Raw genomic sequence first — 26,373 nt, forward strand, 5'->3', positions numbered from 1 at the left:
AATTAAAAAGAAAAGAATTTTAGGCTATGCTTACTTGGAAAGATGTTATAAATTTTGCTGTAAACGGAAATCCCAAACCAGACTCAAGAGTTGAAAAAACGGAAGCCGAATGGAGTGCCCAACTTACACCAGAACAATACAGAATAACACGACAGAAAGGAACCGAACGTGCGCATAGTGGTGCACTCTGCACTACTTACGATGCTGGCAAATACAATTGTGTATGTTGCAATACACCTTTATTTGACTCTACAATAAAATTTAGTTCTGGTACAGGTTGGCCAAGCTTTACCCAACCTATTAAGGAAAACGCTATTAAGTATGAAAAGGACACCTCTTACGGAATGGTACGCGTAGAGGTAATGTGCAATACTTGCGACGCACATTTAGGGCATATTTTTCCTGATGGTCCTGAGCCAAGTGGTTTAAGATATTGTATTAACTCAGAATCTATGGTTTTAGAAAAAGAAAACACAAATGAGTAAGAACCTACAAATAGCTACTGTTGGCGGAGGTTGTTTTTGGTGTACCGAAGCTGTTTTTGAAGAGGTAAATGGTGTTGAAAAAGTGATTTCTGGATATTCTGGCGGAACTGTGCCAGGAAGGCCAACTTACAGAGAAATTTGTTCTGGTTTAACAGGACATGCAGAAGTTGTTCAGGTTACATTTGATGCTAATGTAATTTCGTATCAAGATATACTTATCATTTTTATGACAACTCATGATCCAACAACTTTAAATCAACAAGGTGCTGACAGAGGCACACAGTATCGTTCGGTAATTTTTTATCATAACGAAACACAAAAGAACACAGCAACACTTGTTCTTAATGAACTTGCAGCATATTATAAAAACCCTATTGTAACTGAAATTACTAAAGCTGAAACATTTTTTGAAGCCGAAAAAGAGCATCAGGATTTTTATAAAAACAATCCAGATTACGGCTACTGTACGTTTGTAATAGACCCTAAGCTTCGTAAGCTAAGACAGCTACATTCAGATAAATTAAAGTGATTTCTCTTATTTACTGCTGTAAACCGTTTTTACGTTCACAAACTCCATAATCCCTTCTTTAGAAAGCTCCCTTCCGTAACCAGATGTTTTGGTTCCGCCAAATGGCAATCTAGGATCGGATTTTACAAGTTCGTTTATGAAGAATGCACCATCAGCGATGTCTCCTATTCGCTTTTTGGCTTTGTCTACCTTTTTAGTAAATACCATACTGCCCAAACCAAATCTTGAATTTGATGCCATGTCATAGGCCTTATCTTCATTTTTAACTTTTATAATTGCAGCCACAGGACCAAAAACCTCTTCTTTAAAAACTGGCATTTCTGTAGTTACATTTTCTAAAATTGTAGGATGGTAGAGTGCTCCTTCACGTTTGTTTCCTAAAACAACTTTAGCACCAAGATCTAGAGATTTTTTAACCTGTGCTTCTACTTCTTCTGCTAAATCAACAGAAGCCATGCTTGCAATTTCTGTTTTGTCATCCATAGGATTTCCAACGACATACGATTCTACCTTAGCTTTAAATTTAGATAAGAATTCGTCATAAATATCCTCAACAACTATAAAACGCTTGGCAGCAATACAACTCTGACCTGCATTTTGCATTCGAGCCCAAGCCATTGTGGCTATATGCTTATCTAAATCTGCATCCTTAAGCACAATACAAGCATTATTTCCACCTAATTCTAATACTGTTTTCTTTAGATTTTTTCCTGCTATTTCGGCTATTTTTCGACCTGCTCCTTCGCTTCCTGTAAGACTTACAGCTTTTACAATATCATTACTAATTACAGACTCTATTTGCTCGTGCGAAACCAATAAGGTTTGAAAACAACCTTCAGGAAAACCTGCATCTTCAAACAATTTTTGAATTTCTAAAGCACACTCTGTAGTACTTGATGCATGTTTTAACAAAGCTGTGTTACCTGCCATAAGGGTTGGTGCTGCAAAACGCATTACTTGCCAAAACGGGTAATTCCAAGGCATAATTGCTAAAATAACTCCCAATGGATCATAACTGATAAAGCTTTCTTCTGCATCTGTCTCTATTAATTGATCTGCTAAAAAATCATCAGCATTTTTGGCATAGAAATCGCAAACCCAAGCACACTTTTCGATTTCAGAAATACCTTGAGCTAAAGGCTTTCCCATTTCCTCTGTCATTAATTTAGCATAACTTTCTTTACGCTCTATTAAAAGCTTTGCAACTTTAGAAAGACGCTTTCGTCTATCTTTAATCTCAAAGGATTTCCAGTTTTTAAACTGCGCTTCTGCTAGTTCTAATTTTTGTTGTAAAACTGTATTATCAATTAGCTCATATGTCTTTAACTCTTCTTGAGTATATGGGTTTATGGTTGTTATAGTGCTCATGTTTTTCTTTTTAAAATAACGGTTTTTTAAGTTCTTTCTACACAAAAACGAACTTTTAGTATAACTTTAATATTTTAAAAAGTTAAATGTTAATTCTTATGGAAAAAACAGTTTCTGAAGCTATTGCCTACAGACGTTCAACTAGAGTATATAAAGATGAAATAATTGATACTAAAAAGGTAAAACAATGCCTTGTTAATGCATCTTTAGCACCTACAAGTAGTAATCTTCAACTTTGGGAATTTTACCATGTAACAGATAAAAACATTTTAAAAGAAATTGCTAAAGCTTGTTTTGACCAAAGTGCAGCAAAAACAGCGCAACAGTTAGTAATAGTAGTTACCAGAAAGGATCTTTGGAAACAACGCGCAAAAGCCAATATTGCTTTTTTAAATAAGGTATATGATAAAGAAAATCTTACTGAGCGAGAAGCAAAACGCAAAAAAATGGCGACCAACTATTACAAAAAATTAATCCCAACAGTATATGCTGACTTCTTTGGTGTTTTAGGAATTCTAAAATATGTAGTCTTTCAGATTGTTGGACTTTTTAAACCTATTTACAGACAAGTTAGACAGAGCGATATGCGTATTGTTGCACATAAAAGTGCTGGTTTAGCTGCTCAAAACTTTATGACCAGCATGGCTGCTATAGGCTATGATACTTGTCCTATGGAAGGTAGCGATACACTAAGGGTAAAACGTATCTTAAAACTTCCCAGAGGTGCGGAAATCAACATGATTATTGGTTGTGGTATTAGAGACGATAAAGGCATCTACGGTCCTCGTTTTAGAGTACCGTTTGAAGATGTTTATTTTGAAGTATAGCTACTTCTTAAAATTCTCTAAACCGGTTTTTAACCATTCGTAATAAGCATCTGCATCTGGCTCATATGCTTTTGTAGAATTTAACAATTCAAAATTATGATCTAGCAATGCATAATATGGCTGAGAGTTGTTCTTAAAATTAATGGTTTGTAGTGTTTGCCACTTGTCACCAACAGTTTCAATATCTTTAACCGTTCCATTACTTCTTAAATATTGAAACTGCTCATCTTCTGGCAATTTCTTTTTATCATCTACATAAAGCGAAATGATAACATAGTCTTCCATTAAAATATCGTACACTTCAGATGTACTCCAAACTTGCTCTTCCATTTTACGACAGTTTACACAAGCCCAACCAGTAAAGTCTAAAAGAATAGGTTTATTTTCTGCTTTAGCTAATGCCAAACCACTTTCTAAATCTTTATCGCAGTTAAGGTCTAAAGGACACTCTGATGTTTTTTCGTAAACACTATAAAACATTGGTGGTGGAAAACCACTAAGTAATTTTAAATTTGCCCACTTTGTATTGGTTAATCCTGGAATTAAGTAAACCACAAAGGCTACAACCAATAACGCTGTTGACAATCTTCCTTTGCTCAATTTTTGTAATGGCCCATCGTGTGGAAACTTTATTTTTCCGAATAAATACGAGGCTAAACCAATACCTATTACTATCCAAATACCTATAAATATTTCACGTTTTAAGATTCCAAAATGTTGTACCAAATCTGCATTAGATAAAAACTTAAGTGCTAATGCTAATTCTATAAATCCTAATACAACTTTTACCGTATTTAACCATCCGCCAGATTTTGGCAAAGAATTTAGCCACTTAGGAAACATTGCAAAAAGTGTAAAAGGTAATGCTAAAGCTAAACCAAAACCACTCATTCCCATGGTAAGTTGAGTGGCTCCACCATCTGCAGTTAACGAACTACCTAATAATGTACCTAAGATAGGACCTGTACATGAAAATGATACTATAGCAAGTGTTAGCGCCATAAAAAAGATGCCTATAAAACCACCTATTTTATTTGCTCTGCTATCCATTGCTGCACTCCACGATTGTGGTAAGGTTAATTCGTAATACCCAAAAAAGGAAAACGCAAAGCCGATAAAGATGGCAAAGAAAATAAGGTTAAGCGTAACATTTGTTGAAATGTTATTTAAAATTCCAGGATCTAGAGTATCTAGTAAATGAAATGGAATACTTAATAATGCGTAGATTAAAAAGATGAAGAATCCGTATAACAATGAATTAAATAAGCCTTTTTTAGGATCACCTGCACTCTTTGTAAAGAATGAAACCGTTAACGGAATCATAGGAAATACACAAGGTGTTAACAACGCTATTAAACCACCAATAAAACCTAAAAAGAAAATTGAAAGATTACTCTTTTCGTCAATAACTTCTTCTTCATAATTATCCCAACCTGTTACATTAAGATTAAGACCTTCTGATAGTTGTTTGCTTTTTTCGTCAATAACAACTTCTTCTTTAACGATTTCTGAACCGTCTAAGGAAAAATTAAACAGAAAATCACTGGGTATACATTTTGAATCGTCACAGGTTTGATAATCTACTTTGACATCTATTTGTTTTAAGCCTTTATTGATAAGAGTAACTCTTTGCTTAAAAACTGCCTCGTCTTTAAACTTTTTTACTTCTTCTTGAAAAATCTTATCATATATAGTTGGTACATCTGGCTCTGATGTTTTTCCTTCTAATTGATAGTTGCCTTCAGCATTTTGAAATTCGAAATAGGTTGTTGGCGCAAAGCTTTCTTCAGATGGTGCTTCTTGAGAGTAGATATACCAGCCTTTATCTACATTGGCTTTGAAAATTAAAATAAACTCTGTGTCTGAAACTTTCTCAACCTTATAATCCCATTTTACAGGCTCTAATTCCTGAGAAAATATATTGAATGAAAAAAATAGAGAAAGTAGGCTAAATAGAAGGACTTTTTTTGCTGTCATAAATAAAGCATTAATACGCAAATGTAATCTATGCGGTTTTATTATTTCTTAAGAGTCGACTAATTTATAAAAACCTTAAGAATTAAACTAAGGAATAAAAAAAACCGAACAAATGTTCGGTTTTAATTTTTATGACTTTACTTCGATTTTTAATTTTTCGGAATGTTTCCATTTTGAAATTCCGCCTTCTAAATCGTAAATTTTTTGAAAACCAGCGTCTTTAAGTTTCTTTGCACATTTAGCACTTCGACCTCCGCCTTTGCAGTATAAAATTACAGGTTTTGCTTTATCTAATTTAGCTATATCTTCATCAAAAGTAGGAGAATTATAATCTATATTTTGAGAATTAGCTATGCGCTCTTCATTGTACTCCTCTGGTGTACGCACATCTACTAATTGTACATCTTCTAACTCAAGGATAGATTGCATCTCTTCTGCAGTAACAAGTTTTACTTCTGTGTTTTCTAGTTTACTATCTACACAACTTGTTCCTAAACTCATAGCTATTAATAAACAACTAACTAAGAATAACCTTTTCATATCTATATAGCATTTTAGGTTAATTTATTTTATTCTTTAAAGGCTACTTCGCCTTGCCATTCGCTAAATCCACCAACTAAATTGTAGGTGTTTTTAAAACCTAACTGATTCATAACTGCACATGCTTGAGCACTTCTACTTCCTGCTCTGCAGTACACATAGTAATTTTTTGTTTTATCTAATTGATCTACTTCATAGATAAAACCTTGACCTTTATATATATCTATATGAATCGCATTTGGAATAATACCTTCATTAACTTCTTCTAGCGTTCTAACATCTAAAACAACAGAATTATTGTCTTCTTCTAATTGGCTTACCCAATCTTTTTGTAATAAATCCACTTACTATTAGTAATTTTTGATAAAGCAAATTTAACATTTCCTTATGATATAGACGTAAAAAAATCCGAAGTGTTACAACTTCGGATTTAATTTTAACATTTTTCTTTTATAAAAGTGTTCTCAATCACTACACTTTTATAGTACAACCTATGGCACGAGTTTCTTTTACTTCTATTTCTTTTCCTTTAAGTAAGGCATCTACAGCATTTTCTACATACTTAGTTTTTACTGCACTTGCATCTTTGTAATTGTCATCTATAGCACCAATATATTTTACAACATTTCCTTTTTTAGTTTTCTCTAATAAGTATACGTGTGGTGTTTTTGTAGCTCCGTATTGAGGATATATTTTTTGACCTTTATCCATTAAGTAAGGGAACGTAAAGCCTTTTGCTTTTGCTCTTGCTTTCATCTCATCGATGCTATCTCCTGGTTTTACATCTGTATTGTTTGGCATTATTGCAACCACAGGATATCCTTTGTCTGCATACTTTTTGTTTAATGCCTCTACTCTATCTTCGTAAGCCACTGCGTAAGGACATGTGTTGCATGTAAAAACAACAATAAAACCTTTGGCGTCTTTAAAGTCTGAAAGAGATACCATCTTACCATCAATATTTTCTAAACTAAAATCGGTAGCAACGTCACCAATTTTATAACCATCATCTTCTGTGTTTGCTGTAAAAACAGATAGTGCTAGTGTTAACACCATTACTGCAAATAATTTTAATGTATTCATAAGTTTATTATTTTAAAAATTGTTTCAATTCGGTTTCTAGCTCTTCTTTTGTAAAAGACTGCTCATAAAATTTACGCTTGTCCTTATTATAAATGATTGTAGCTGGTATTGCACCTGACCAATCTTTATCTATAGCTGGAATCCATCGGTTTTGGTCTACATCATCAAAAGCGACTACTTGTGACTGTATATTTCTTTTAGCTATAAATGGTTTCAATTTAGAATCATAATTTCTAGGAAAATCTAAGCTGACTAAAAGAACCTCTACATTATTGTCTTTATACTCTTCATTAATTTCTTCAAAATAAGGCAGCTCTTTTACACAAGGAGCGCACCATGTTGCCCAAAAATTGACTACATGCACTTTATCATCGTTTTTGTTAATCAATGGTTCTAAACCATCGTAGTCATAGATTTTTAAATCGTAATCTGCAGAATTCTCGGCTTCTTTATTTTCATTCAGAGAAATCTCAGACGCTTTTATCTCTTTAGTATCTTCACTCTTATTCTTACAAGAGCATATCACTAACAGGCTTAAAATTATTAATCGCTTCATGACATAAATTTATTAATACGTAACCACTTCAATAAATAATTAACAAAAAATTAATTGTAATGTTCTAATAAAAACATACATTTGTATATACAATTGTTGTATATGAAAGATATAACTGAAATCCTAAAAACAAAATCGAGTTTACCACTTGCTAAGAAAACTGTTTTAAATGTTTCTTATACAAGTATAAATTTTAAAGACGGTATATTATCCGCTTTAAAACCTTATGAAATTTCTATAGAGCAGTTTAATGTTTTAAGAATCTTAAGAGGAAAAAACGGAGAACCATCTAACCTAAAAGACATTCAGGATAGAATGATTAGTAAAATGAGTAACACTACTCGTCTGGTGGATAAACTGATTTTAAAAAATTTAGTAGAACGTTTTATTTGCGAAAAAAACAGAAGAAAAGTAGATATCTATATTACCAAAGATGGACTAAAATTACTTGATATCCTTGACCCTATCATTGAAAAAAAGGAAAATGAATTAACAAGTAATTTAAGCACAGAAGAATTAGAAACTTTAAATCTGCTACTTACTAAAATTAGAGGATAAAATATTTTAAAACAATTGTTGTATATACAATATAAGTACAAACAACAAAATAAATTATAACGATGAGCAATACTATAGAAAACCTAAAATGGCGTTATGCCACAAAAAAGTTTGACAGTTCTAAAACTATACCAGACGAAGATTTTGAAACCTTAAAAAAAGCAATGCAACTAACAGCTTCTTCTTATGGGTTACAACCTTATAAAATCTTAAACATTGTAGATAAAGAAACGCGTACAAAACTGCGTGCAGCTTCCTGGAACCAGTCGCAAATAGAAGATGCATCGCACATGATTGTTCTTGCAAACTTCACAGACTTTGGCGACGAATTGGTTGATGACTATTTTGAAAATGTTATCGATACCAGAGATCTAAAGAAAGAAGATATTGCAGATTATGCCAATAGCATAAAATCTACAATTGGTCAATTGAGCCAAGAACAAAAAGCCGTTTGGACTGCAAAACAAGCATACATTGTATTAGGTAACCTATTGTCTGCTGCCGCACAACTTAAAATTGATGCGTGCCCAATGGAAGGCTTTGCTAGCGATCAATATAATGAGATTTTAAATCTAAACTCAAAAAACCTTAATGCAGCTGTAGTAATTACATTAGGCTACAGATCTGAAGAGGATGCTACTCAGCACTACAAAAAAGTAAGAAAATCAGAAAAACAATTATTTACAAATATTTAAAACTCAAACACAAATAATTATCATGAAAAACAGAAATTCAAAAATTGCAATGCTATTAGTTTTAGCAGTTTCATTTATGTCATTTACAGTCTTAAAAGACAAAAAAGTAGATGTATCAACAAGCAAAGTAACTTGGAAAGGTTATAAAGTTGGTGGTGAGCACGAAGGTACCATTGCCCTAAAAGAAGGATCTCTAAAATTTAATGGAGAAACTTTAGAAGGTGGTTCTTTTACTATAGACATGACTTCTATAAACACTACAGATTTATCTGGTGACTACAAAGACAAGTTAGATGGTCATTTAAAGTCTGATGACTTTTTTGGTGTAGAAGAATTTCCTACTGCTAGTTTAAAAATTACTTCTGTAAGTGGTAAAAATGGTAAGTACAATGTAAAAGGAGATATTACTATAAAAGGAATTACAGAATCTATTTCTTTTCCTATGACAGTATCAGAAAACTCTGCAACTGCTAGTTTAAAAATAGACAGAACAAAACACAAAATCACATACAAATCCCCTTCTTTATTAGAAACTATCAAGGATAAGGCTATCTACGATGAATTTGATATTAATGTAGAATTAAAATTCTAATTCCCTAAGGATTAATAGCAATCCATTATTTTAAAGATTCTTGTGAAAGTATCCTCGTATACCGAAGCAAGAATCTTTTTTTGTTATAAAGTTTGAAATAAAATTTTTCATCTTTATATTTGTAGCTCATTATGAAAACAATAACTAATCATACTTGGTGGTGGAATTTTACAAACTCATGTTCGTGAAAGAAACCTTGTATGTATAATTTATAACAATATAAAAAAAGGCTTGTCGTTCACGACAAGCCTTTTTTAGTTTAAAAAAAACTTAGATAATTCAGCATTACAATAATGAAAACATTTAGTCTATATACACACTATAAAAAGATACTCGCAGACACCATTACACCTGTTAGTATTTACTTAAAAATTAGAGACAAATTCCCTAACAGTATCCTCTTAGAGAGTAGCGATTACCATGCTAACGACAATAGTTTTTCGTACATCTGTTGTAATCCTATTGCTTCAATACAAGTTAAAGACAATATAATTTCTCAAACATATCCAGACGGAAGTTCTAAAAACAACTTTACAGAATCTGTGTGTGTTGTAGGAGAAATTCACAAATTCACCAAACGTTTCAAGGTAGATTCTAACCAAGATTTCAAGTTTATCAACAACGGTATTTTTGGTTACACAGCTTACGATGCAGTTAAATACTTTGAGGATGTAGAAATTTCAAAAAAGGAAAATTCTGTAAACATTCCAGATATCTACTATGCTGTTTATCAAAACATCATTGCAATTAATCACTTTAAAAATGAAGCTTACATTTTTGCGCACTGTTTTGATACCGAAAACAATATTGAAGACATACACCAACTCATTCAAACCAGGCAATACGCTTCTTATAGTTTTGAAACCAAAGGAGATTTAGACTCTAATCTTACAGACGAAGAATACAAAGCACACGTAGAACTCGCCAAAGAACATTGTGCGAGAGGAGATGTTTTTCAGCTTGTTTTATCAAAACAATTTTCTCAAAAATTCAAAGGAGATGAATTTAATGTTTACCGAGCTTTAAGAAGTATCAACCCTTCCCCTTACCTATTCTATTTTGACTATGGTAATTTTAAAATATTCGGAAGCTCACCAGAAGCGCAATTAATTGTTAAAGACAAAAAGGCCGAAATTCATCCTATCGCAGGAACTTTTAAACGTTCTGGAAATGATCTTAAAGATGCTGAATTAGCAGAAAAACTCATCGCAGACGATAAAGAAAATAGCGAACACGTTATGCTGGTAGATCTTGCCAGAAACGACTTAAGCAGACATGGAAGCAACGTTGTTGTAGAAACCTACAGAGAAGTACAATTCTTTTCGCACGTTATCCATTTGGTAAGTAAAGTAAGTGGTAACGTAGATAAAAATGCAGATACCATGCAAGTAGTGGCAGATACATTTCCTGCAGGAACATTAAGTGGAGCACCAAAACACATGGCCATGCAACTTATAGAAAAGTATGAAAAAACAAGCAGAGGCTATTATGGTGGTGCTATAGGTTTTATGGATTTTGAAGGCAACTTCAACCATGCTATAATGATTAGAACATTCTTAAGCCAAAACCACAAATTATATTGGCAAGCTGGTGCTGGTCTTGTTTCAAGATCTAATCCTGAAAATGAATTACAAGAAGTTTACAACAAATTAGGAGCTTTAACAAAAGCCATAGAACAAGCTAAAGACATATGAAAAAGGTATTAGTAATAGACAATTACGACAGCTTTACTTACAATCTTGTACACTATCTAGAAGATTTAAACTGTGAAGTTACCGTAAAACGAAACGATAAATTAGCACTAGAAGACGTAGATGCTTTTGAAAAAATTGTACTGTCACCAGGTCCTGGAATTCCGGATGAAGCTGGTCTTCTTAAAGACATCATAAAAACCTATGCTTCTACTAAAAGTATTTTTGGAGTATGCTTAGGACTTCAGGCTATTGGAGAAGTATTTGGTGGTGAACTAGAAAACTTAAGAAATGTCTATCATGGTGTAGCTACTCAAGTAACTTTAGCTGTAAATGACGAAATTCTGTTTAAAGGTCTAAATCCGACTTTCGAGGTTGGTCGTTACCACTCTTGGGTAGTAAAAAACAATCTTCCAGAGAGTTTAGAAGCTACTTCTTTTGATGAAAACGGTCAAATAATGTCACTAAGACATAAAACGTACGATGTTAGAGGTGTACAGTATCACCCAGAATCTGTATTAACACCTAACGGAAAAAAGATTTTAGAAAATTGGTTGAATAGTTAAAGCCCTTACTAAATCCTTGCCATAGAGAAGGACTTTAATAGAGCTCATGAAAAATTTGATTTACAGAACACTTAATTAAACAAAAGAAATTCCCTTTCCTATGGAAAGGGTTAGGGATATGCCCATGAAAGAAATATTAAATAGATTAATTAACCAAGAGCACATATCCTCTGAAGAGGCAAAAAACGTTCTGGTTAATATTTCAGAAGGAAAATACAATCAAAGTCAAATCGCATCCTTCCTCACTGTGTATATGATGAGGAGTATTACCATAGAAGAGTTAAGAGGTTTTAGAGATGCACTTTTAGAACTTTGTATTCCAGTAAACCTGGAGGATTACAACACTATAGATTTATGCGGTACAGGAGGTGACAGCAAGGACACTTTCAATATTTCAACACTATCGTCTTTTATCACAGCAGGTGCTGGTGTTAAAGTTGCTAAGCATGGCAATTATGGTGTATCATCAGCAAGTGGTTCCTCAAATGTTATGGAATATTTAGGTATAAAATTCACCAATGATGTTAACTTTTTAAAACGCAGTTTAGAAGCCGCAAACATTTGCGTCTTACATGCACCATTATTTCATCCTGCCATGAAAAATGTAGCTCCAATACGCAAAGAACTTGGTGTAAAAACTTTTTTCAATATGTTAGGACCTATGGTAAATCCTGCTTTCCCAAAAAATCAAATGGTTGGTGTTTTTAGCTTAGAGCTTCTTAGACTTTACAGTTATTTATACCAAGAAAGCGATAAAAAATATGCAATAGTACATGCTTTAGATGGTTATGATGAAATCTCTCTAACCGGAAAAACAAAAGTAGTATCTAATAATTCTGAAATCTTATTTACACCAGAAACAATAGGATTTTCAACCATTGAACAAAATGAGATCTACGGTGGAAATAGCGTAAAAATGGCTGCAGAAATATTCAAAAGCATTATTAATGGAGAAGGAACAGCGGCACAAAACAACGTGGTTCTGGCCAATGCAGGTTTAGCCATTGCCACTGCAAAAGACATAAGCCACACAGAAGGTATTGAAGTGGCAAAGGAATCCTTATTCAGTGGAAATGCAAGAGATAGCCTAAAAACTTTAATTGCTATTAGCAAATAAACAAGTAAACAATGAATATTTTAGACCAAATAGTAGCAGATAAACGCAAAGAGGTAGCGCTTCGCAAAAGCTTGATTCCTTACAAACAGTTAGAAGCTTCTATTCTTTTTGAAAGAGCAACAATTTCACTTTCACAAAGTTTAAAAAACAGTACTTCTGGCATTATTGCAGAACACAAGAGACGTTCACCATCAAAAGCTGTGATAAACCAGAGTTTAAATGTGCAAGATGTTGCTAAAGGTTATGAAGATGCAGATGTATGTGGTATGTCTGTGCTTACAGATGGTAAATATTTTGGTGGCTCATTAGACGACCTACTTATAGCTAGAGCAAGTTGCGATTTACCTCTATTACGAAAAGAATTCATCATTGACACTTATCAAATCTTAGAAGCTAAAGCTTATGGAGCTGATGTCATTTTATTGATTGCTGCAATACTAAGTCAAGAAGAAATAAAGCAATTTTCCGAATTGGCAAAAAGCTTAGATTTAGATATTTTACTTGAGGTTCATAATTTAGAAGAACTTCAAAAATCGATTATGCCAACGATTGATATGCTTGGTGTTAATAACAGAAATTTAAAAACTTTTGAAGTAAGCTTAGAAACTTCAAAAGCATTGAGCAATCACATTCCTGATGATTTTGTAAAAGTTTCAGAAAGCGGTATCAGTTCTATTGAAGCTATAAAGGAATTACAACCTTATGACTATAAAGGCTTTTTAATTGGTGAGAATTTTATGAAGACAAACAATCCTGGAGAGAGTGCGAGGAGTTTTATAAAAAAATTTAAAAAATGATTTGTCATTCCGCACTTGATGCGGAATCCATAATAAGTAATAAATAAAATTGATTCCTGCCTTCGCAGGAATGACAGAAATATGAAAATCAAAATCTGCGGAATGAAATATAACACAGCCGAAGTTGCAACACTGCAACCAGATTATCTTGGCTTTATATTTTATGATAAATCACCTCGTAATTTTGAAGGTGTCATTCCTGAGTTACCAAAGTCAATTAAAAAAGTTGGTGTTTTTGTAGATGAGACAGTTGACGTTATTATTCAGAAAATTAAAAAATTTGAACTTGATGCGATTCAATTGCATGGTAATGAATCACCTGATTACTGCAAAGAACTAAGAAAACATTGTCATGCTGAACTTGATTCAGCATCTCAATATGAAATCATCAAAGTATTCAGCATCAAAGATGAGTTCAATTTTAGTCAACTTAAACCTTATGAACATGTGGTAGATTATTTTTTATTCGACACTAAAGGAAAATTACCTGGTGGAAACGGTTACACCTTTAATTGGGATGTACTAAAAGACTATCCTTCAACAAAACCTTACTTTTTAAGTGGAGGTATTGGATTAGAAGAAATGGACAATGTTTTGTCACTCCTTCAGAGAGAGGAATCTAAATATTGCCATGCCATTGATATCAACAGTAAATTTGAAATAAAACCTGGACTAAAGGCTATTGAAAAGCTAGAAGAATTTATAACCAATTTGTCATTCCGCACGTGATGCGGAATCCACAATTAAAATTTTAAGATTCCTGCCTTCACAGGAATAAGACTATGAAAAACACATATAACATCAACAACAAAGGTTACTACGGCGAATTTGGTGGTGCCTTTATACCAGAAATGCTCTACCCAAATGTGGAAGAACTACGCCAAAACTATCTTAAAGTAATGGCAGAATCGTCTTTTCAAGAAGAGTTTAATCAACTACTTAAGGATTATGTTGGCCGTCCTTCTCCGCTCTATTTTGCCAAACGCCTTTCAGAAAAGTACAATACCAAAGTATATTTAAAACGTGAAGACCTCAATCATACTGGTGCACATAAGGTCAATAATACAATTGGGCAAATCCTTATGGCAAAACGTTTGGGAAAAAACAGAATCATTGCTGAGACTGGTGCTGGACAACACGGAGTTGCTACAGCTACCGTTTGTGCGCTAATGGGATTAGACTGCATCGTATATATGGGTGAGATTGACATTGCCAGACAAGCACCAAACGTTGCTCGTATGAAAATGCTAGGTGCTGAAGTAAGACCTGCATTATCAGGAAGTAGAACGCTTAAAGATGCCACAAACGAAGCCATTAGAGATTGGATTAACAATCCAGTAGACACACATTACATTATTGGTTCTGCTATTGGACCTCATCCTTATCCTGATATGGTGACGCGATTTCAGTCTGTAATTTCTGAAGAAATAAAATGGCAACTCAAAGAAAAGGAGGGTAAAGAAAACCCAGATTATGTGGTGGCTTGTATTGGTGGTGGTAGTAATGCAGCCGGAACGTATTATCATTTCCTAGACAATGAAGATGTTGGTATCATTGCTGTTGAAGCTGCTGGTAAAGGCATACATTCTGGTGAAAGCGCTGCGACGTCTGCATTAGGTAAAGAAGGGATAATTCATGGTTGTAAAACCTTATTAATGCAAACTGATGATGGCCAAATTACAGAACCCTACTCAATTTCTGCAGGATTAGATTATCCTGGTGTTGGTCCGTTACATTCGCATTTATACAAATCTGGTCGTGGTGAATTTTACTCTGCAACAGATGACGAAGCTATGCAAGCCGGATTAGAATTAACTAAGCTAGAAGGTATTATTCCTGCGATAGAAAGTTCACATGCTTTGGCTGTTTTTCAGCATAAAACCTTTAATCCAGAGGATATTGTTGTCATCAGCTTATCTGGTCGTGGTGATAAGGATTTACAGAATTATATTGATTATTTCAAGCTTTAAAAGACTCTAGATGTGAGAAAATAGACATAAGACTTTTAAAAGTACGCTTTTAATAAATGGCTAATATCTAAATTCTCATATCTCATTTCTATAATATTATGAACAGAATAAAACAAAAACTAAACGAAGACAAAAAGCTATTGTCCATATACTTTACTGCAGGCTATCCAAATATTGATGACACGGTTTCTATTATTCAAAATTTAGAACAAAGTGGTGTAGACATGATTGAAATTGGTTTACCGTTTAGCGATCCACTTGCTGATGGACCAACCATACAAGCCAGTTCAACAGCTGCACTAAAAAATGGTATGACCACAGAAAAGCTATTCGATCAGCTTAAGGATATTCGGAAATCGGTTTCAATTCCATTAATCATTATGGGTTATTTTAATCCTGTGTTGCAATATGGTGTTGAGGCCTTTTGTAAAAAATGCCAAGAGATTGGTATTGATGGACTAATTCTTCCAGATTTACCTGCAGATGTTTATGACGAGGAATACAAAGCTACCTTTGAAAAATATGGACTTATCAATGTATTTTTAATCACGCCTCAAACTTCAGAAGAACGCATTAGATATATCGATTCTATTTCAAATGGTTTTATTTATATGGTAAGTTCGGCAAGTACAACAGGTGCGCAATCTGGTTTTGGTAACGAACAAACACATTATTTTGAACGTATTTCTAAAATGAACCTAAACAACCCTCAAATTGTTGGGTTCGGAATATCAAACAACGACACATTTACACAAGCTACAACTCATACCAAAGGTGCTATTATTGGTAGTGCGTTTATTAAATATATTTCTGAAAACGGGATAAACGAATTGAACAACTTTGTTAACCCAATACTTGGTAAGAATTAATAGTTTTTAACAATTAAAACTTAGATTTTAAGATGCTTTTGAGACATTAAAACCTCTTAATTCCTTATATTAAGATGAACACAAAAACAAATGAATTATGGGAATTATAGCAGATAAAAGAAAGTTTAAACCAACTAAAAAACAAAGTAATCCAACGAATCCTACTGGTAATATTAATCAAGCTACAAATGAATTTGATATTGATGAAAGTACCATTAAGGATCAACAGAAGAAAAAATAAGGATTAAACCATAAAATGAAAGAGCCTGTTCATATCTTTGAACAGGCTTTTTATTATGAAAACACTAATAAACGACTGGAAACTTGTTATTCTTCTATGTCTAACGCTTGGCTTAGCTCCATTCTTCCCAGAACCACATATTGTTGGAAAGGTAAGATGGCTTACAGGAAGTGCTATTGGAATGACTGCAATGGATTATTTTGATGTATTGCTCCATGGATTTCCGTTTGTATTATTATTGAGATTGATAATCCTTAAACTTAAAAAGGGAGATTCTAAAACAACTTCAGAATAACAAATATGGCATTAAACATTGTTCTTATAGAACCCGAAATACCCAACAACACTGGTAATATTGGTCGATTAGCTTTGGCTACAGGATCTCGACTGCACTTGGTGAAACCTTTTGGTTTTGAAATTGATGATAAACGTCTAAAACGTGCTGGGCTTGATTATTGGCAACACTTAGAGGTCATCTATTACGAAAGCAAAGAGGAATTCTTCACTAAAAATGCTGATAAAAAAATGGCTTTTCTAAGCAGTCATGGTACTAAATCGCATTGGGATATTCAATTTGAAGACGATATGTTTCTTGTTTTTGGTAAAGAATCTGTTGGTCTGCCCAAACCTTTAATTGAAGCACGAAAAGAAGACCTTTTCAAAATACCTATGTATAGTGACAACATTAGAAGTCTTAACATTGCCAATGCAGTAAGTATTGTAATTTATGAAGGATTAAGATCATTAAAATCACTTTAACCGTAAGGTAAAACCTACACAGACAAAGCCTCAAAACCATATCAATCAACAACTTAAGAATTAGTATTTAGAATTATTATAAATAATTTGTTTAAAATAACATTGGTAGATACTTTTGCCGAAAATTTTTATTTAAATTAAGTCTAAATAAACCATGAACAAACACTTAATACCGCTTTTTGTGTTAGCAATTTTTACCAATTACTTATTTGCGCAGAACACAAAGATTACTGGTACAATTACAGACAATGAAAACACACCCATGATAGGTGTAAATGTTTTATTAAACAACACAAGTAAAGGAACAATTACAGATGATTCTGGAAACTTTGTTCTAAGCAACATCGAAAATGGCAATTATACATTAACAATTTCTTATGTTGGTTTTAAGACCAAAGAACTACAAGTTAATGTTGACAATGAAGATGTAAACTTAAGCACGATTACCTTATATGAAGGAAATGAGTTACTAGATGAAGTTGTGCTTGATGTTAACCGAAAAAACAAATTTTCTAGAAAAGAAACTGCTTATGTTTCTAAAATGCCATTAAGAAATATAGACAACTCTCAGGTTTACAATACCATTACTAATCAGTTATTAATTTCGCAATCTGTAAATACCTTTGAAGATGCTCTAAAAAATGCTGCTGGTATTACAAAACTATGGTCATCTACAGGACGAAGTGGAGATGGTGCAGGTTATTACTCTAGTAGAGGTTTTGCTGTACAACCACAATTAGTTAATGGTGTTGCAGGTATTACAAATGGATTTATAAACCCTTCTAACGTAGAGCGTGTAGAGGTTATAAAAGGACCTTCTGGTACTTTATTTGGTAGCTCTGTTACATCTTATGGTGGTTTAATTAACATTGTAACTAAAAAGCCTTACAATAGTACTGGTGGAGAAATAACTGCTTCTGGTGGTTCTTATGATTTTACAAAATTTAATGCTGATGTCAATGTAAGCCCTAGCGACAAATTTTCATTTAGATTCAATGCAGGTTTTCAGCAAGAACACAGTTACCAAGATGCTGGCTTAAAAAAATCTGTATTTGTAGCTCCTTCTGTTTCTTATAAAGTTAACAACGATGTTACACTTAACTTTTCTTATGAAGCTTCTGACAACGAGCAAACAAACGAAACCTTTTTGTTCTTAAACCGTTATGGACCTTTAGCTTTTAATTCTATTGAAGAACTAGGATACAACACTGATTTGTCGTTTACCAGCAATGATGTTACGATAGAAAATATTACTCAAAACTATCGTGGAGAAATCGCTTGGAAAATTTCAGACCAATGGTCTTCTCAAACTTTAATATCTGGTGGCTTAGCTAAGTCTCTTGGTTACTATACATATTTATGGAATGGTGCAGATTACTCAGACCCTAACGCACCTGTAGGTACAGAAAACTTTGCTTTATATGCTCAAGATACCAACTCTAGAACCAAAACATTAAACTTGCAACAAAACTTTAATGGTATCTTTAAGATTGGAAACATACAAAACAAGCTATTAGTTGGTGTTGATTATTTAGATTACAACATTATAGACAACAGTTCTAATTGGGGTTATCTACACACTATAGATATTACTGGAGATCGCATTTATGGCGAACCAGAAATTAACGAAGCTAACTTAAGTGCTGCTCTTTCTGGATTAGGATTCTTAAACAGTGATATAAAACAAAACATTTTTGGAGCTTATATTTCTGATGTTATAGACATCTTACCTTCTGTTTCGGTTATGGCTAGCGTTCGTTACGACAGGTTTGATTACCAAGGAGACAGAAATACAGATACAGATAATGGTACTGAGTACACCGAATCTACTTTTTCTCCAAAGTTTGGTATCGTTTATCAACCAATAGAAGATCAATTATCTGTATTTGCTAACTACCAAAACGGATTCTCTTATGTTAACCCAGAATACATTACTGATTTCTCAACAAACGAACTAATTTTACAGTCGTATGATGTTGAGCAAGCTAACCAATTAGAGTTTGGTGTAAAAACTAATCTATTCAATAATAAATTAGAGTCAACTTTAAGTTTTTACAATATTAATGTAGACAACAAATATTATTGGGGCACACAAACTCAAGATTTAGAAATCAATAGTAAAGGTATAGAGTTAGAGATTAATGCCAATCCTATTTCTAACCTAAATATACACTCAGGTTTTAGTTATAATGATTCTGAAATTACAGACTCTCCATCTGCACCTTTCTTAGAAGGTAGCAGATACGGAGAATCTGGTCCGGAAATTACTTATAATTTATGGGCAGACTATAAATTCTTTAAAAACTTTGGTGCAGGTGCAGGCTTTAACGGCCAGTCTAAATACGACACAATGGTTGGTTACAAATCTGTAACTGGTAGTTTTTATATACCTGCATATACTATTTTTAATGCATCTTTGTATTATGAAAACGATACATACAGAGTAAGCATTAAAGCTAACAATATTACAGACGAAATCTATTATTCTGGTTGGAGTACTATAACACCTCAACAAAGAAGAATGTTATTAGGTACTTTTACCTATAAATTTTAATAATGTTATATAATTAAGAGCAGCTGAAGTTATAGCTGCTCTTTATTTTTTTTAGTAATGAGAGTTAAACCATTTATTTTTCAGTTACACAAAATTCTAGGCCTTATTACAGGTCTTGTTGTTTTTATAGTTGCTATTACTGGCTGTTGTTGGGCTTTTAGAGAAGAGATAGAGAGCCTATACGATGATTACAAAAAAGTAACACCACAAGATAAGCCTATTTTAACTCCAACAAAAGCTAAAGAAATAGCACTAGAGGTATTTCCTAATAACTCTGTGCATGGTACACTTTTCAAAAAAGGAGATGATGCTATAGAAGTTATTTTCTACGATGCAGAACCAGAATTTTACCAAAGTGTTTTTCTTAACCCTTACACAGGTAAAATTATTCAGGTAGATGATCATTTATCTGGCTTTTTTGCTTTTATACTCAAAGGTCATATGCGTTTATGGCTTCCTAAAGATATAGGCGAACAAGTTGTCGGTGCTTCTATTTTAATTTTTATACTCATCATTATTTCCGGATTTATTCTGTGGTTACCTAAAAAGCGAAAAAATCTAAAACAGCGACTAAAGTTCAACTGGAAAAAAACCACACGATGGAAACGCAAAAATTATGATTTGCACACAATCATTGGTTTCTACATCTGCTCTTTTGCTTTAATACTGGCTTTTACAGGATCTGTAATATCCTATAACTGGTTAAAATATGTAGTATATGTATCTATAGGCGGAGATAAAGTTCCTGCTTTTATCATTCCTGAAAACAATAGTGAAAACCTAGAAAACAGCAGTACTATACCCATGGATCAGCTTATTGTAAAATTACAAAAAGAATCACCTGATGCAGAGTCTTACGAACTTCATTATCCTAGTACAAAAGAAGAAAGCATCTATGTAGAAGTATCTAACAGTAAAGGTTTGTACTACGACTCTGATTATAGATTTTTTGATCAGAACACACTTGAAGAAATTGAAACTCCGGCCATTTATGGTAAATATAAAGACGCCAAATTAGCAGATAAAATTCTGCGTATGAATTACGATATACACATTGGTGCTATTGGAGGTATAGCTGGTAAAATACTTGCTTTTTTAATAAGTTTATTAACAGCAACACTTCCTGTAACTGGTGTTTTATTATGGTATGGCAGAAAGTATAAAAAGAATACACGTAGAGCATCATAGAGAAGCAACCAGTATCTAATCTAATTCTTAAATTGAATTAATCGGCAGCTCTAAATAAAAAAGCAAAACCTAAGATTCTTATTAGCGTCAACGTTAAAAATATCACAAAACAATCTTTACAATTAAACGCTTTTAAAACTTTGAAGTCATAGTAGTGTAATTAACATGTGCTGAACGTATTTCAGTACCTAAACACACAATTATGATTTCAAAAACATTAAAATTAAGCGTATTAGCTATCGCTATTTGCTCTATATCATTTGTAGATGCACAAGAAAGACAACGCAAACACAGACCAAGCCCTGAGGATTTATTTCAAAAATTAGATACTAATGATGATGGTGCTGTGTCATTAGAGGAATTTAAAGACAAACGTCAGCGAAAAGAAGTTAAAGAAGAAACTATTAACGATCACTTTAAAACTTTGGACACCAATGCTAATGGTTCATTATCGTTAGAAGAGTTTGTTGCCAAAAAAGAGGTTATGAAACAAAAACGTATTGAAGAACGTTTTTCTAAGATGGACAAAGATGGTAACGGCACTGTAGATTTAGACGAGTACAAAGCCTTTGTGGAAGACCACAAAAAAGAAAGACCAAAGCGTAAGCATGGTAAACACTAAGTGAATCTTTAAAAATCCTCTAACATTAGAGGATTTTTTATTTTCGTAACCAATTAATTATTTTGATTTTGTACCTTTTAGTTTCAAAAAAGGAAACTTTTGAAACACATAAAGTCGATAAAAATTATCTCAGAATATGTCCAAATTATACTTGGTATTATATTAGCTAGCATTGGTCTAAAAGCCTTTTTATTGCCTAATGGCTTTTTAGATGGAGGTGTTACAGGTATAGCGCTTTTAGTAAGTTCTGTTTTAGACATTAATGTTTCTGCTCTACTTATACTTTTTAGTATTCCATTTTTAATTTTAGGGTTCTACACCGTATCAAGAAGAATTGTAATTAAATCAATTATTAGTATTCTAGGCTTAGCACTGTTTATTCATTTTGAAAATTTTAGTACAATCACAGAGGATAAGCTACTCATATCCATTTTTGGAGGTTTATTTCTTGGTGCAGGCATAGGAATTGCCATCAGAAATGGCTCTGTCTTAGATGGTTCTGAAATTTTAGGCATTTATCTAAATGATAAATACGGCATTAGTATTGGCCAAATCATCTTAGTATTCAATATAATTTTGTTTAGTGTTACGGCTTTAGTGCTTTCTGCAGAAGTTGCGCTCTACTCCATATTAACCTACATTGTAACCGCAAAAGTAACAGATCTAGTTATTGAAGGTTTTGAAGATTTTATTGGTGTTACAATTGTTTCAAAAAAATATGAAGCTATTGAAATTGCCATAATGGAAGAATTAGGCACTGGCATGACACTTTATAAAGGTACAAGAGGTGTTGGCAGTTCTGGCAAAACTGAAGATTTTGATATTATACATACTATAGTTAATCGTATTGATATTAAAAAAATGTATCGCGTTGTAGATAAAATAGACCCAAAAGCTTTTATTGTAGAATTTGATGTTAACACTGTAAAAGGTGGTGTTCTACGTCATTATCTGGATAAGAAAAAGAATAAAATAATACCTAGACTCTAAAAATCTCTACCTACATCACTATATAATTGAATTAAGGAAACCCTATTTAGTTAATATTCTCAGAATTTAGATATAACTTAGTTAAATCACCATCTGTGATATATTTCAACAAGAAGAATATGATAGATCTAAACACTTACAAACTATACTGTAAATATAATGGTCAAGCTTCATGGGAAGATGAGCGTGTGGCAAAACCAAAAAACATTCCAGATAATATTGGAGAAGACTTTGAAACAATCACCACTATATCTAATAATCTTTTCATGATAAAGTCTAAATTGTATAATATTAAGCTTACGGAAAAGATGAAAAAGGAAGTCCTAGAGCTACGAACAAAGGTAACCAACAAAGTCTATGGCTATATAGAACGTGATGAAAAAATATTTCCAAAAGAAGTTCCAAACCTTTTACGACGTATTTTTAATAAACTAATTAAAAAAACTCAGAATACTGCATCACCCTAAAATCAAAGGTATTAAACTCTGGATTTTTTGCTTTTAGCTGTCTATAAAGAGGCAACCTACTAATAGATATGTTTGCTGCGCCTGAAGCAGAAGTAAGTGAGACGGTTTTTATAGTTCTCTCATGCTCTATATGAGATCCTGAAACGAGTTCTGGATGACATAGCGTAAATTGATGAACTCTCGGCACTTCATTAGTTACCAATTCCAATTTAAGATTGTAATCTTTTAGATGTTTTCGAAAGAAATATTCTGGTCCATTTTTACTATTTCCTCCTGTGAATAAAATGGTTTTAATATTTGGATATTGTTTTAGATAACCAACAATATCTCTCAATTTTACATTGCTCATTCCAAGGTCTGAGGCATCAATTTTTTCGCGTTCGCATGAAGCTACAATATCACAAACACCTATTTTGTTTTTAATCAAAAACTGTTTGCGTTGTGCTATGGCTTCTTCAGAATTGTCGTATCTAAAATTAAGGTTATGAATCTTCTCTATGAATAACCACAACGAATTAAAATAACTTCCATAGCAAAAATCAACATCTTGCTCTAAAAGCTCACCTGTAGAAAATCTTGGAGGTGGTAAAGTGCCAACAATTAATTTTTCAGTATCATGCTTTATAAATGGAGAATATGGATGCTCGTGAACAAACATTATCTCGTAAACACCAACTCTTTTTCTGAAGATAATTCTTCGCTAAAACCGTAGTTTTCAATATTAAAACCTTTGACATCGTCTAGTGTTTTTGCATCTGTATCTATAATGTACCTTGTCATTAAACCACGAGCTAATTTTGCAAAAATGGCAATGGTTTTATACTTGCCATCTTTAAACTCTTTAAAGTTAACATCTATCACAGGTACTTTTAATGCTTTTTTATCTACAGCTTTTGAGTACTCGTTACTGGCAAGATTTAAAAAAAGCTCGTCTTTGCCCAATTCGTCATTAAGTACTTTGGTAACTTTCTTTTGCCAGAATTCATAAAGGTTTTTATTCTTACCAACAGGCATTTTTGTTCCCATTTCTAATCGATATGGTTGTATTAAATCTAAAGGTTTTAAAACACCGTACAAACCAGAAATTATACGAACCGTATCCTGCACCTTATCTAACTTTTTTGTATCAATAGTATAAGCATCTAAACCTCTGTACACATCACCATTAAAGGCATAAATGGCTTGTCTTGCATTATCTTTTGTAAATGGTAATTCCCATTCTTGATTACGCTCATAATTAAGCTGACCTAAATTGTCTGAAATATGCATAAGCTTAGACAAACTCTTTGCAGATTTCTTTTTTAGTAATTTATTCAGGCGTTCTGCCTCAGCCAAAAAACAACCTTCAGAAGTTTTTGTAGTTGGCAATTTGCTTTCGTAATCTAAAGATTTTGCTGGTGATAGTATGAGTTTCATAGGCACTTCCTGCGAATGCAGGAATCTAATTTTAAGATTATACTTTTTTTCAATTGTAAAAATACGATGTAACACATAGAGATTCAAACATCAATAAAAACTTCTTTTAATGGTGTTATAAGTAGCTTCTATTTGATATTTAGTAGATATTGAAATACTGAAACAAATTCAACAAAGCAAATTCAGTATGACAACATGTGACTTGCATTAAATATAAAAAAAAGATTCCTGCCTTCGCAGGAATTTATAACTGATGCTTAGCGTAGCCTCGCCATTTCTCTATACACTCTTGCATATCTTCTGGAATTTCGGTTGAAAAACTCAACCACTCTCCTGTTGTAGGATGCTCAAATCCTAATGTCTTAGCGTGTAATGCTTGTCTTGGCAATACTTTAAATGCGTTTTCTACAAATTGCTTATACTTGGTAAAGGTTGTGCCTTTTAAGATTTTTTCGCCACCATAACGCTCATCATTAAAAAGCGTGTGTCCTATATGCTTCATGTGTACACGGATTTGGTGTGTGCGACCTGTTTCGAGCTTACAACTCACTAAAGTGACATAACCCAATCGTTCTAAAACTTTGTAATGCGTTACTGCTGGTTTTCCTTTATAGGCTTCATCACCTTCATAAACAGTATTCTGTAATCTGTTTTTAGGATGGCGACCTATATTACCTTCAACCGTCCCTCCTTCTTCTTCAATATTTCCCCAAACTATAGCCACATACTCGCGTTCACTGGTTTTTTCAGCAAACTGGTTAGATAAATGCGCCATAGCTTGTTCGGTTTTTGCAACAACTAAGAGTCCGCTCGTATCTTTATCTATACGATGTACCAAACCAGGACGGTTACTAGAGTTGTTTGGCAAATTTTCAAAATGATAAATTAATCCATTGATTAACGTGCCAGAATAGTTACCATGACCAGGATGCACCACCATACCAGCTGGTTTATTCACTACCAGTAAATCATCGTCTTCGTAAACAATATCTATTGGAATATCTTCTGCAACCAACAAATACTCATGTGGTGGGTGCTCAAATTTTACAGTAATATGATCGTTTGGTTTTACCTTGTAATTAGATTTTACAGGTGTTCCGTTTACAAAAATACTGCCGTCTTTTGCCGCTTGTTGAATTTTGTTTCGTGTGGCATTTTCAACAAAATTCATTAGGTATTTATCTATACGAAGTGGTTGCTGTCCTTTCTCTACCTTAAAAGCATAATGCTCATAAAGCTCGTCTTCTGCTTCAGACATGTCTACAATATCTGCCATGTAATGTTATTAACGGTTTCCGTTTCCTAAAACTAAATCTATGGTAGATGTTAGAGGTAACATTGTTCCTGGTTTTAGGGTTTTGCCTTTATGTTTTAGACCTAATACTACATCTTTTCCGATGTTATCAATGTAGGTAATCTCACCTATTTTAAATTCTAATGCTTCTAACTGAGGTTTTGCTTGTCTAAAGGTGCGTTTTAAGATATTTGGCACCTCAACTTTGCGATAACCAGAAGGATTGAGAATGAGATAAATTTTTCTATTTTCTTTTACCTGAGCACCTGCTACTGGATTTTGCTCAATAACTGAATATTTTGGATAATTAGGGTTATAATTCGCTGAATCTTGAATTTCCATTCTTAAATCATTATCATTAAGCTCTATTTCAACAGTTTCTAATGATTTACCCTTTAAGTCTGGCACAGTTACAAACTCTCCATGATTTGTAGTAACATTTAACCATTTTAAGATTAAAAAACTAAGAACAACAATGGCAACTATAGCCAATGCTAATTGCTTAAAAAACACTTTGCTGGTTAAAAACTTTACAATACTCATAGGTTGCGAACTTGTTGACAAATCTAAATAAATAATCTAACGTTAAAAAATTAATATACGTATGCTTTGTTTCATTTAG

Annotated in this window: 31 protein-coding genes; 21 read left to right on the forward strand and 10 right to left on the reverse strand. The window is 33.1% G+C overall.

Going from position 1 to position 26,373, the window contains the following annotated elements:
- Positions 1–26: 26 nt before the first annotated feature.
- Complete coding sequence (gene msrB / locus P7122_RS01445) at positions 27–485, forward strand: peptide-methionine (R)-S-oxide reductase MsrB (protein ID WP_278004000.1); 459 nt, start codon at positions 27–29, stop codon at positions 483–485.
- Entirely contained in the window at positions 478–1,014 is a 537-nt protein-coding gene (msrA, locus tag P7122_RS01450; protein ID WP_278004001.1) for a peptide-methionine (S)-S-oxide reductase MsrA, read from the forward strand. Before msrB ends, msrA begins: the two co-directional genes overlap by 8 nt.
- Before the next feature lie 6 nt (positions 1,015–1,020).
- Here msrA and P7122_RS01455 read toward each other — a convergent pair whose 3' ends face one another.
- The gene (locus P7122_RS01455) at positions 1,021–2,382 is read right to left on the reverse strand and encodes an NAD-dependent succinate-semialdehyde dehydrogenase (protein WP_278004002.1); all 1,362 of its coding nucleotides are present in this window, start codon (positions 2,380–2,382) and stop codon (positions 1,021–1,023) included.
- Between the two features lie 98 nt (positions 2,383–2,480).
- Here P7122_RS01455 and P7122_RS01460 point away from each other — a divergent pair, with 98 nt between their 5' ends.
- On the forward strand, positions 2,481–3,209 hold the full coding sequence (locus P7122_RS01460) for a nitroreductase family protein (protein ID WP_278004003.1): 729 nt from the start codon (positions 2,481–2,483) through the stop codon (positions 3,207–3,209).
- Here the strand turns inward: P7122_RS01460 and P7122_RS01465 are convergent, their stop codons facing one another.
- The 5 genes from P7122_RS01465 to P7122_RS01485 form a co-directional block, all read right to left on the reverse strand.
- A complete protein-coding gene (locus P7122_RS01465) occupies positions 3,210–5,186 on the reverse strand; it encodes a protein-disulfide reductase DsbD family protein (protein ID WP_278004004.1) in 1,977 nt (658 codons plus the stop codon).
- 129 nt (positions 5,187–5,315) lie between these two features.
- On the reverse strand, positions 5,316–5,726 hold the full coding sequence (locus P7122_RS01470) for a rhodanese-like domain-containing protein (RefSeq protein WP_278004005.1): 411 nt from the start codon (positions 5,724–5,726) through the stop codon (positions 5,316–5,318).
- A 29-nt stretch (positions 5,727–5,755) separates the two neighbouring features.
- Positions 5,756–6,070: a rhodanese-like domain-containing protein gene (locus P7122_RS01475; protein WP_278004006.1), complete on the reverse strand. Its 315-nt coding sequence runs from the start codon at positions 6,068–6,070 to the stop codon at positions 5,756–5,758.
- Positions 6,071–6,197: 127 nt separating this feature from the next.
- Positions 6,198–6,809, reverse strand: a complete 612-nt coding sequence (locus P7122_RS01480) for a thioredoxin family protein (RefSeq protein ID WP_278004007.1) — start codon at positions 6,807–6,809, stop codon at positions 6,198–6,200.
- A 7-nt stretch (positions 6,810–6,816) separates the two neighbouring features.
- On the reverse strand, positions 6,817–7,365 hold the full coding sequence (locus P7122_RS01485) for a TlpA family protein disulfide reductase (protein ID WP_278004008.1): 549 nt from the start codon (positions 7,363–7,365) through the stop codon (positions 6,817–6,819).
- Between the two features lie 102 nt (positions 7,366–7,467).
- Here P7122_RS01485 and P7122_RS01490 point away from each other — a divergent pair, with 102 nt between their 5' ends.
- The 18 genes from P7122_RS01490 to P7122_RS01575 all read left to right on the forward strand — a co-directional run bounded on the left by P7122_RS01490 (position 7,468) and on the right by P7122_RS01575 (position 23,041).
- Positions 7,468–7,923 (forward strand): MarR family winged helix-turn-helix transcriptional regulator, encoded by a 456-nt coding sequence (locus tag P7122_RS01490; RefSeq protein WP_278004009.1) that lies wholly within the window; start codon positions 7,468–7,470, stop codon positions 7,921–7,923.
- 62 nt (positions 7,924–7,985) lie between these two features.
- Entirely contained in the window at positions 7,986–8,618 is a 633-nt protein-coding gene (locus tag P7122_RS01495; protein WP_278004010.1) for an NAD(P)H-dependent oxidoreductase, read from the forward strand.
- 22 nt (positions 8,619–8,640) lie between these two features.
- The gene (locus P7122_RS01500; protein WP_278004011.1) at positions 8,641–9,210 is read left to right on the forward strand and encodes a YceI family protein; all 570 of its coding nucleotides are present in this window, start codon (positions 8,641–8,643) and stop codon (positions 9,208–9,210) included.
- A gap of 293 nt (positions 9,211–9,503) precedes the next feature.
- Positions 9,504–10,904 (forward strand): anthranilate synthase component I family protein, encoded by a 1,401-nt coding sequence (locus P7122_RS01505; protein WP_278004012.1) that lies wholly within the window; start codon positions 9,504–9,506, stop codon positions 10,902–10,904.
- Positions 10,901–11,467, forward strand: a complete 567-nt coding sequence (locus P7122_RS01510; protein ID WP_278004013.1) for an anthranilate synthase component II — start codon at positions 10,901–10,903, stop codon at positions 11,465–11,467. Before P7122_RS01505 ends, P7122_RS01510 begins: the two co-directional genes overlap by 4 nt.
- A gap of 124 nt (positions 11,468–11,591) precedes the next feature.
- Positions 11,592–12,584, forward strand: coding sequence for an anthranilate phosphoribosyltransferase (gene trpD / locus P7122_RS01515; RefSeq protein WP_278004014.1), 993 nt, complete (start codon positions 11,592–11,594; stop codon positions 12,582–12,584).
- Positions 12,585–12,595: 11 nt separating this feature from the next.
- On the forward strand, positions 12,596–13,381 hold the full coding sequence (gene trpC / locus P7122_RS01520; RefSeq protein WP_278004015.1) for an indole-3-glycerol phosphate synthase TrpC: 786 nt from the start codon (positions 12,596–12,598) through the stop codon (positions 13,379–13,381).
- Positions 13,382–13,462: 81 nt separating this feature from the next.
- Entirely contained in the window at positions 13,463–14,110 is a 648-nt protein-coding gene (locus tag P7122_RS01525) for a phosphoribosylanthranilate isomerase (RefSeq protein ID WP_278004016.1), read from the forward strand.
- Between the two features lie 53 nt (positions 14,111–14,163).
- Positions 14,164–15,351, forward strand: coding sequence for a tryptophan synthase subunit beta (trpB, locus tag P7122_RS01530; protein WP_278004017.1), 1,188 nt, complete (start codon positions 14,164–14,166; stop codon positions 15,349–15,351).
- Between the two features lie 98 nt (positions 15,352–15,449).
- Complete coding sequence (gene trpA / locus P7122_RS01535; RefSeq protein WP_278004018.1) at positions 15,450–16,220, forward strand: tryptophan synthase subunit alpha; 771 nt, start codon at positions 15,450–15,452, stop codon at positions 16,218–16,220.
- Between the two features lie 97 nt (positions 16,221–16,317).
- Positions 16,318–16,461 carry a hypothetical protein gene (locus tag P7122_RS01540; protein ID WP_278004019.1) on the forward strand — a complete coding sequence of 48 codons (144 nt, stop codon included), beginning with the start codon at positions 16,318–16,320 and terminating at the stop codon, positions 16,459–16,461.
- A 55-nt stretch (positions 16,462–16,516) separates the two neighbouring features.
- A complete protein-coding gene (locus tag P7122_RS01545; RefSeq protein ID WP_278004020.1) occupies positions 16,517–16,756 on the forward strand; it encodes a hypothetical protein in 240 nt (79 codons plus the stop codon).
- Positions 16,757–16,761: 5 nt separating this feature from the next.
- Positions 16,762–17,220, forward strand: coding sequence for a tRNA (cytidine(34)-2'-O)-methyltransferase (locus P7122_RS01550; protein ID WP_278004021.1), 459 nt, complete (start codon positions 16,762–16,764; stop codon positions 17,218–17,220).
- 154 nt (positions 17,221–17,374) lie between these two features.
- Positions 17,375–19,774, forward strand: coding sequence for a TonB-dependent receptor (locus tag P7122_RS01555; RefSeq protein WP_278004022.1), 2,400 nt, complete (start codon positions 17,375–17,377; stop codon positions 19,772–19,774).
- Between the two features lie 57 nt (positions 19,775–19,831).
- A complete protein-coding gene (locus P7122_RS01560; protein WP_278004023.1) occupies positions 19,832–20,962 on the forward strand; it encodes a PepSY-associated TM helix domain-containing protein in 1,131 nt (376 codons plus the stop codon).
- Positions 20,963–21,164: 202 nt separating this feature from the next.
- Entirely contained in the window at positions 21,165–21,584 is a 420-nt protein-coding gene (locus P7122_RS01565) for an EF-hand domain-containing protein (protein ID WP_278004024.1), read from the forward strand.
- Between the two features lie 99 nt (positions 21,585–21,683).
- Positions 21,684–22,574, forward strand: coding sequence for a YitT family protein (locus P7122_RS01570; RefSeq protein WP_278004025.1), 891 nt, complete (start codon positions 21,684–21,686; stop codon positions 22,572–22,574).
- 119 nt (positions 22,575–22,693) lie between these two features.
- Positions 22,694–23,041: a hypothetical protein gene (locus P7122_RS01575; protein WP_278004026.1), complete on the forward strand. Its 348-nt coding sequence runs from the start codon at positions 22,694–22,696 to the stop codon at positions 23,039–23,041.
- Here the strand turns inward: P7122_RS01575 and P7122_RS01580 are convergent.
- The 4 genes from P7122_RS01580 to P7122_RS01595 all read right to left on the reverse strand — a co-directional run bounded on the left by P7122_RS01580 (position 23,010) and on the right by P7122_RS01595 (position 26,294).
- Positions 23,010–23,699 carry a uracil-DNA glycosylase family protein gene (locus tag P7122_RS01580; RefSeq protein ID WP_278004027.1) on the reverse strand — a complete coding sequence of 230 codons (690 nt, stop codon included), beginning with the start codon at positions 23,697–23,699 and terminating at the stop codon, positions 23,010–23,012. The two genes, P7122_RS01575 and P7122_RS01580, sit on opposite strands and share 32 nt — an antisense overlap.
- Entirely contained in the window at positions 23,699–24,457 is a 759-nt protein-coding gene (yaaA, locus tag P7122_RS01585; protein ID WP_278004028.1) for a peroxide stress protein YaaA, read from the reverse strand. The genes P7122_RS01580 and yaaA overlap by 1 nt, the downstream gene beginning before the upstream one ends.
- Before the next feature lie 244 nt (positions 24,458–24,701).
- Positions 24,702–25,733 carry an RluA family pseudouridine synthase gene (locus P7122_RS01590; RefSeq protein WP_278004029.1) on the reverse strand — a complete coding sequence of 344 codons (1,032 nt, stop codon included), beginning with the start codon at positions 25,731–25,733 and terminating at the stop codon, positions 24,702–24,704.
- Positions 25,734–25,742: 9 nt separating this feature from the next.
- Positions 25,743–26,294, reverse strand: a complete 552-nt coding sequence (locus tag P7122_RS01595; RefSeq protein WP_278004030.1) for a PASTA domain-containing protein — start codon at positions 26,292–26,294, stop codon at positions 25,743–25,745.
- Positions 26,295–26,373 lie beyond the last annotated feature (79 nt).

It is taken from the genome of Winogradskyella marincola (assembly GCF_029624125.1).
Lineage (GTDB): Bacteria > Bacteroidota > Bacteroidia > Flavobacteriales > Flavobacteriaceae > Winogradskyella > Winogradskyella marincola.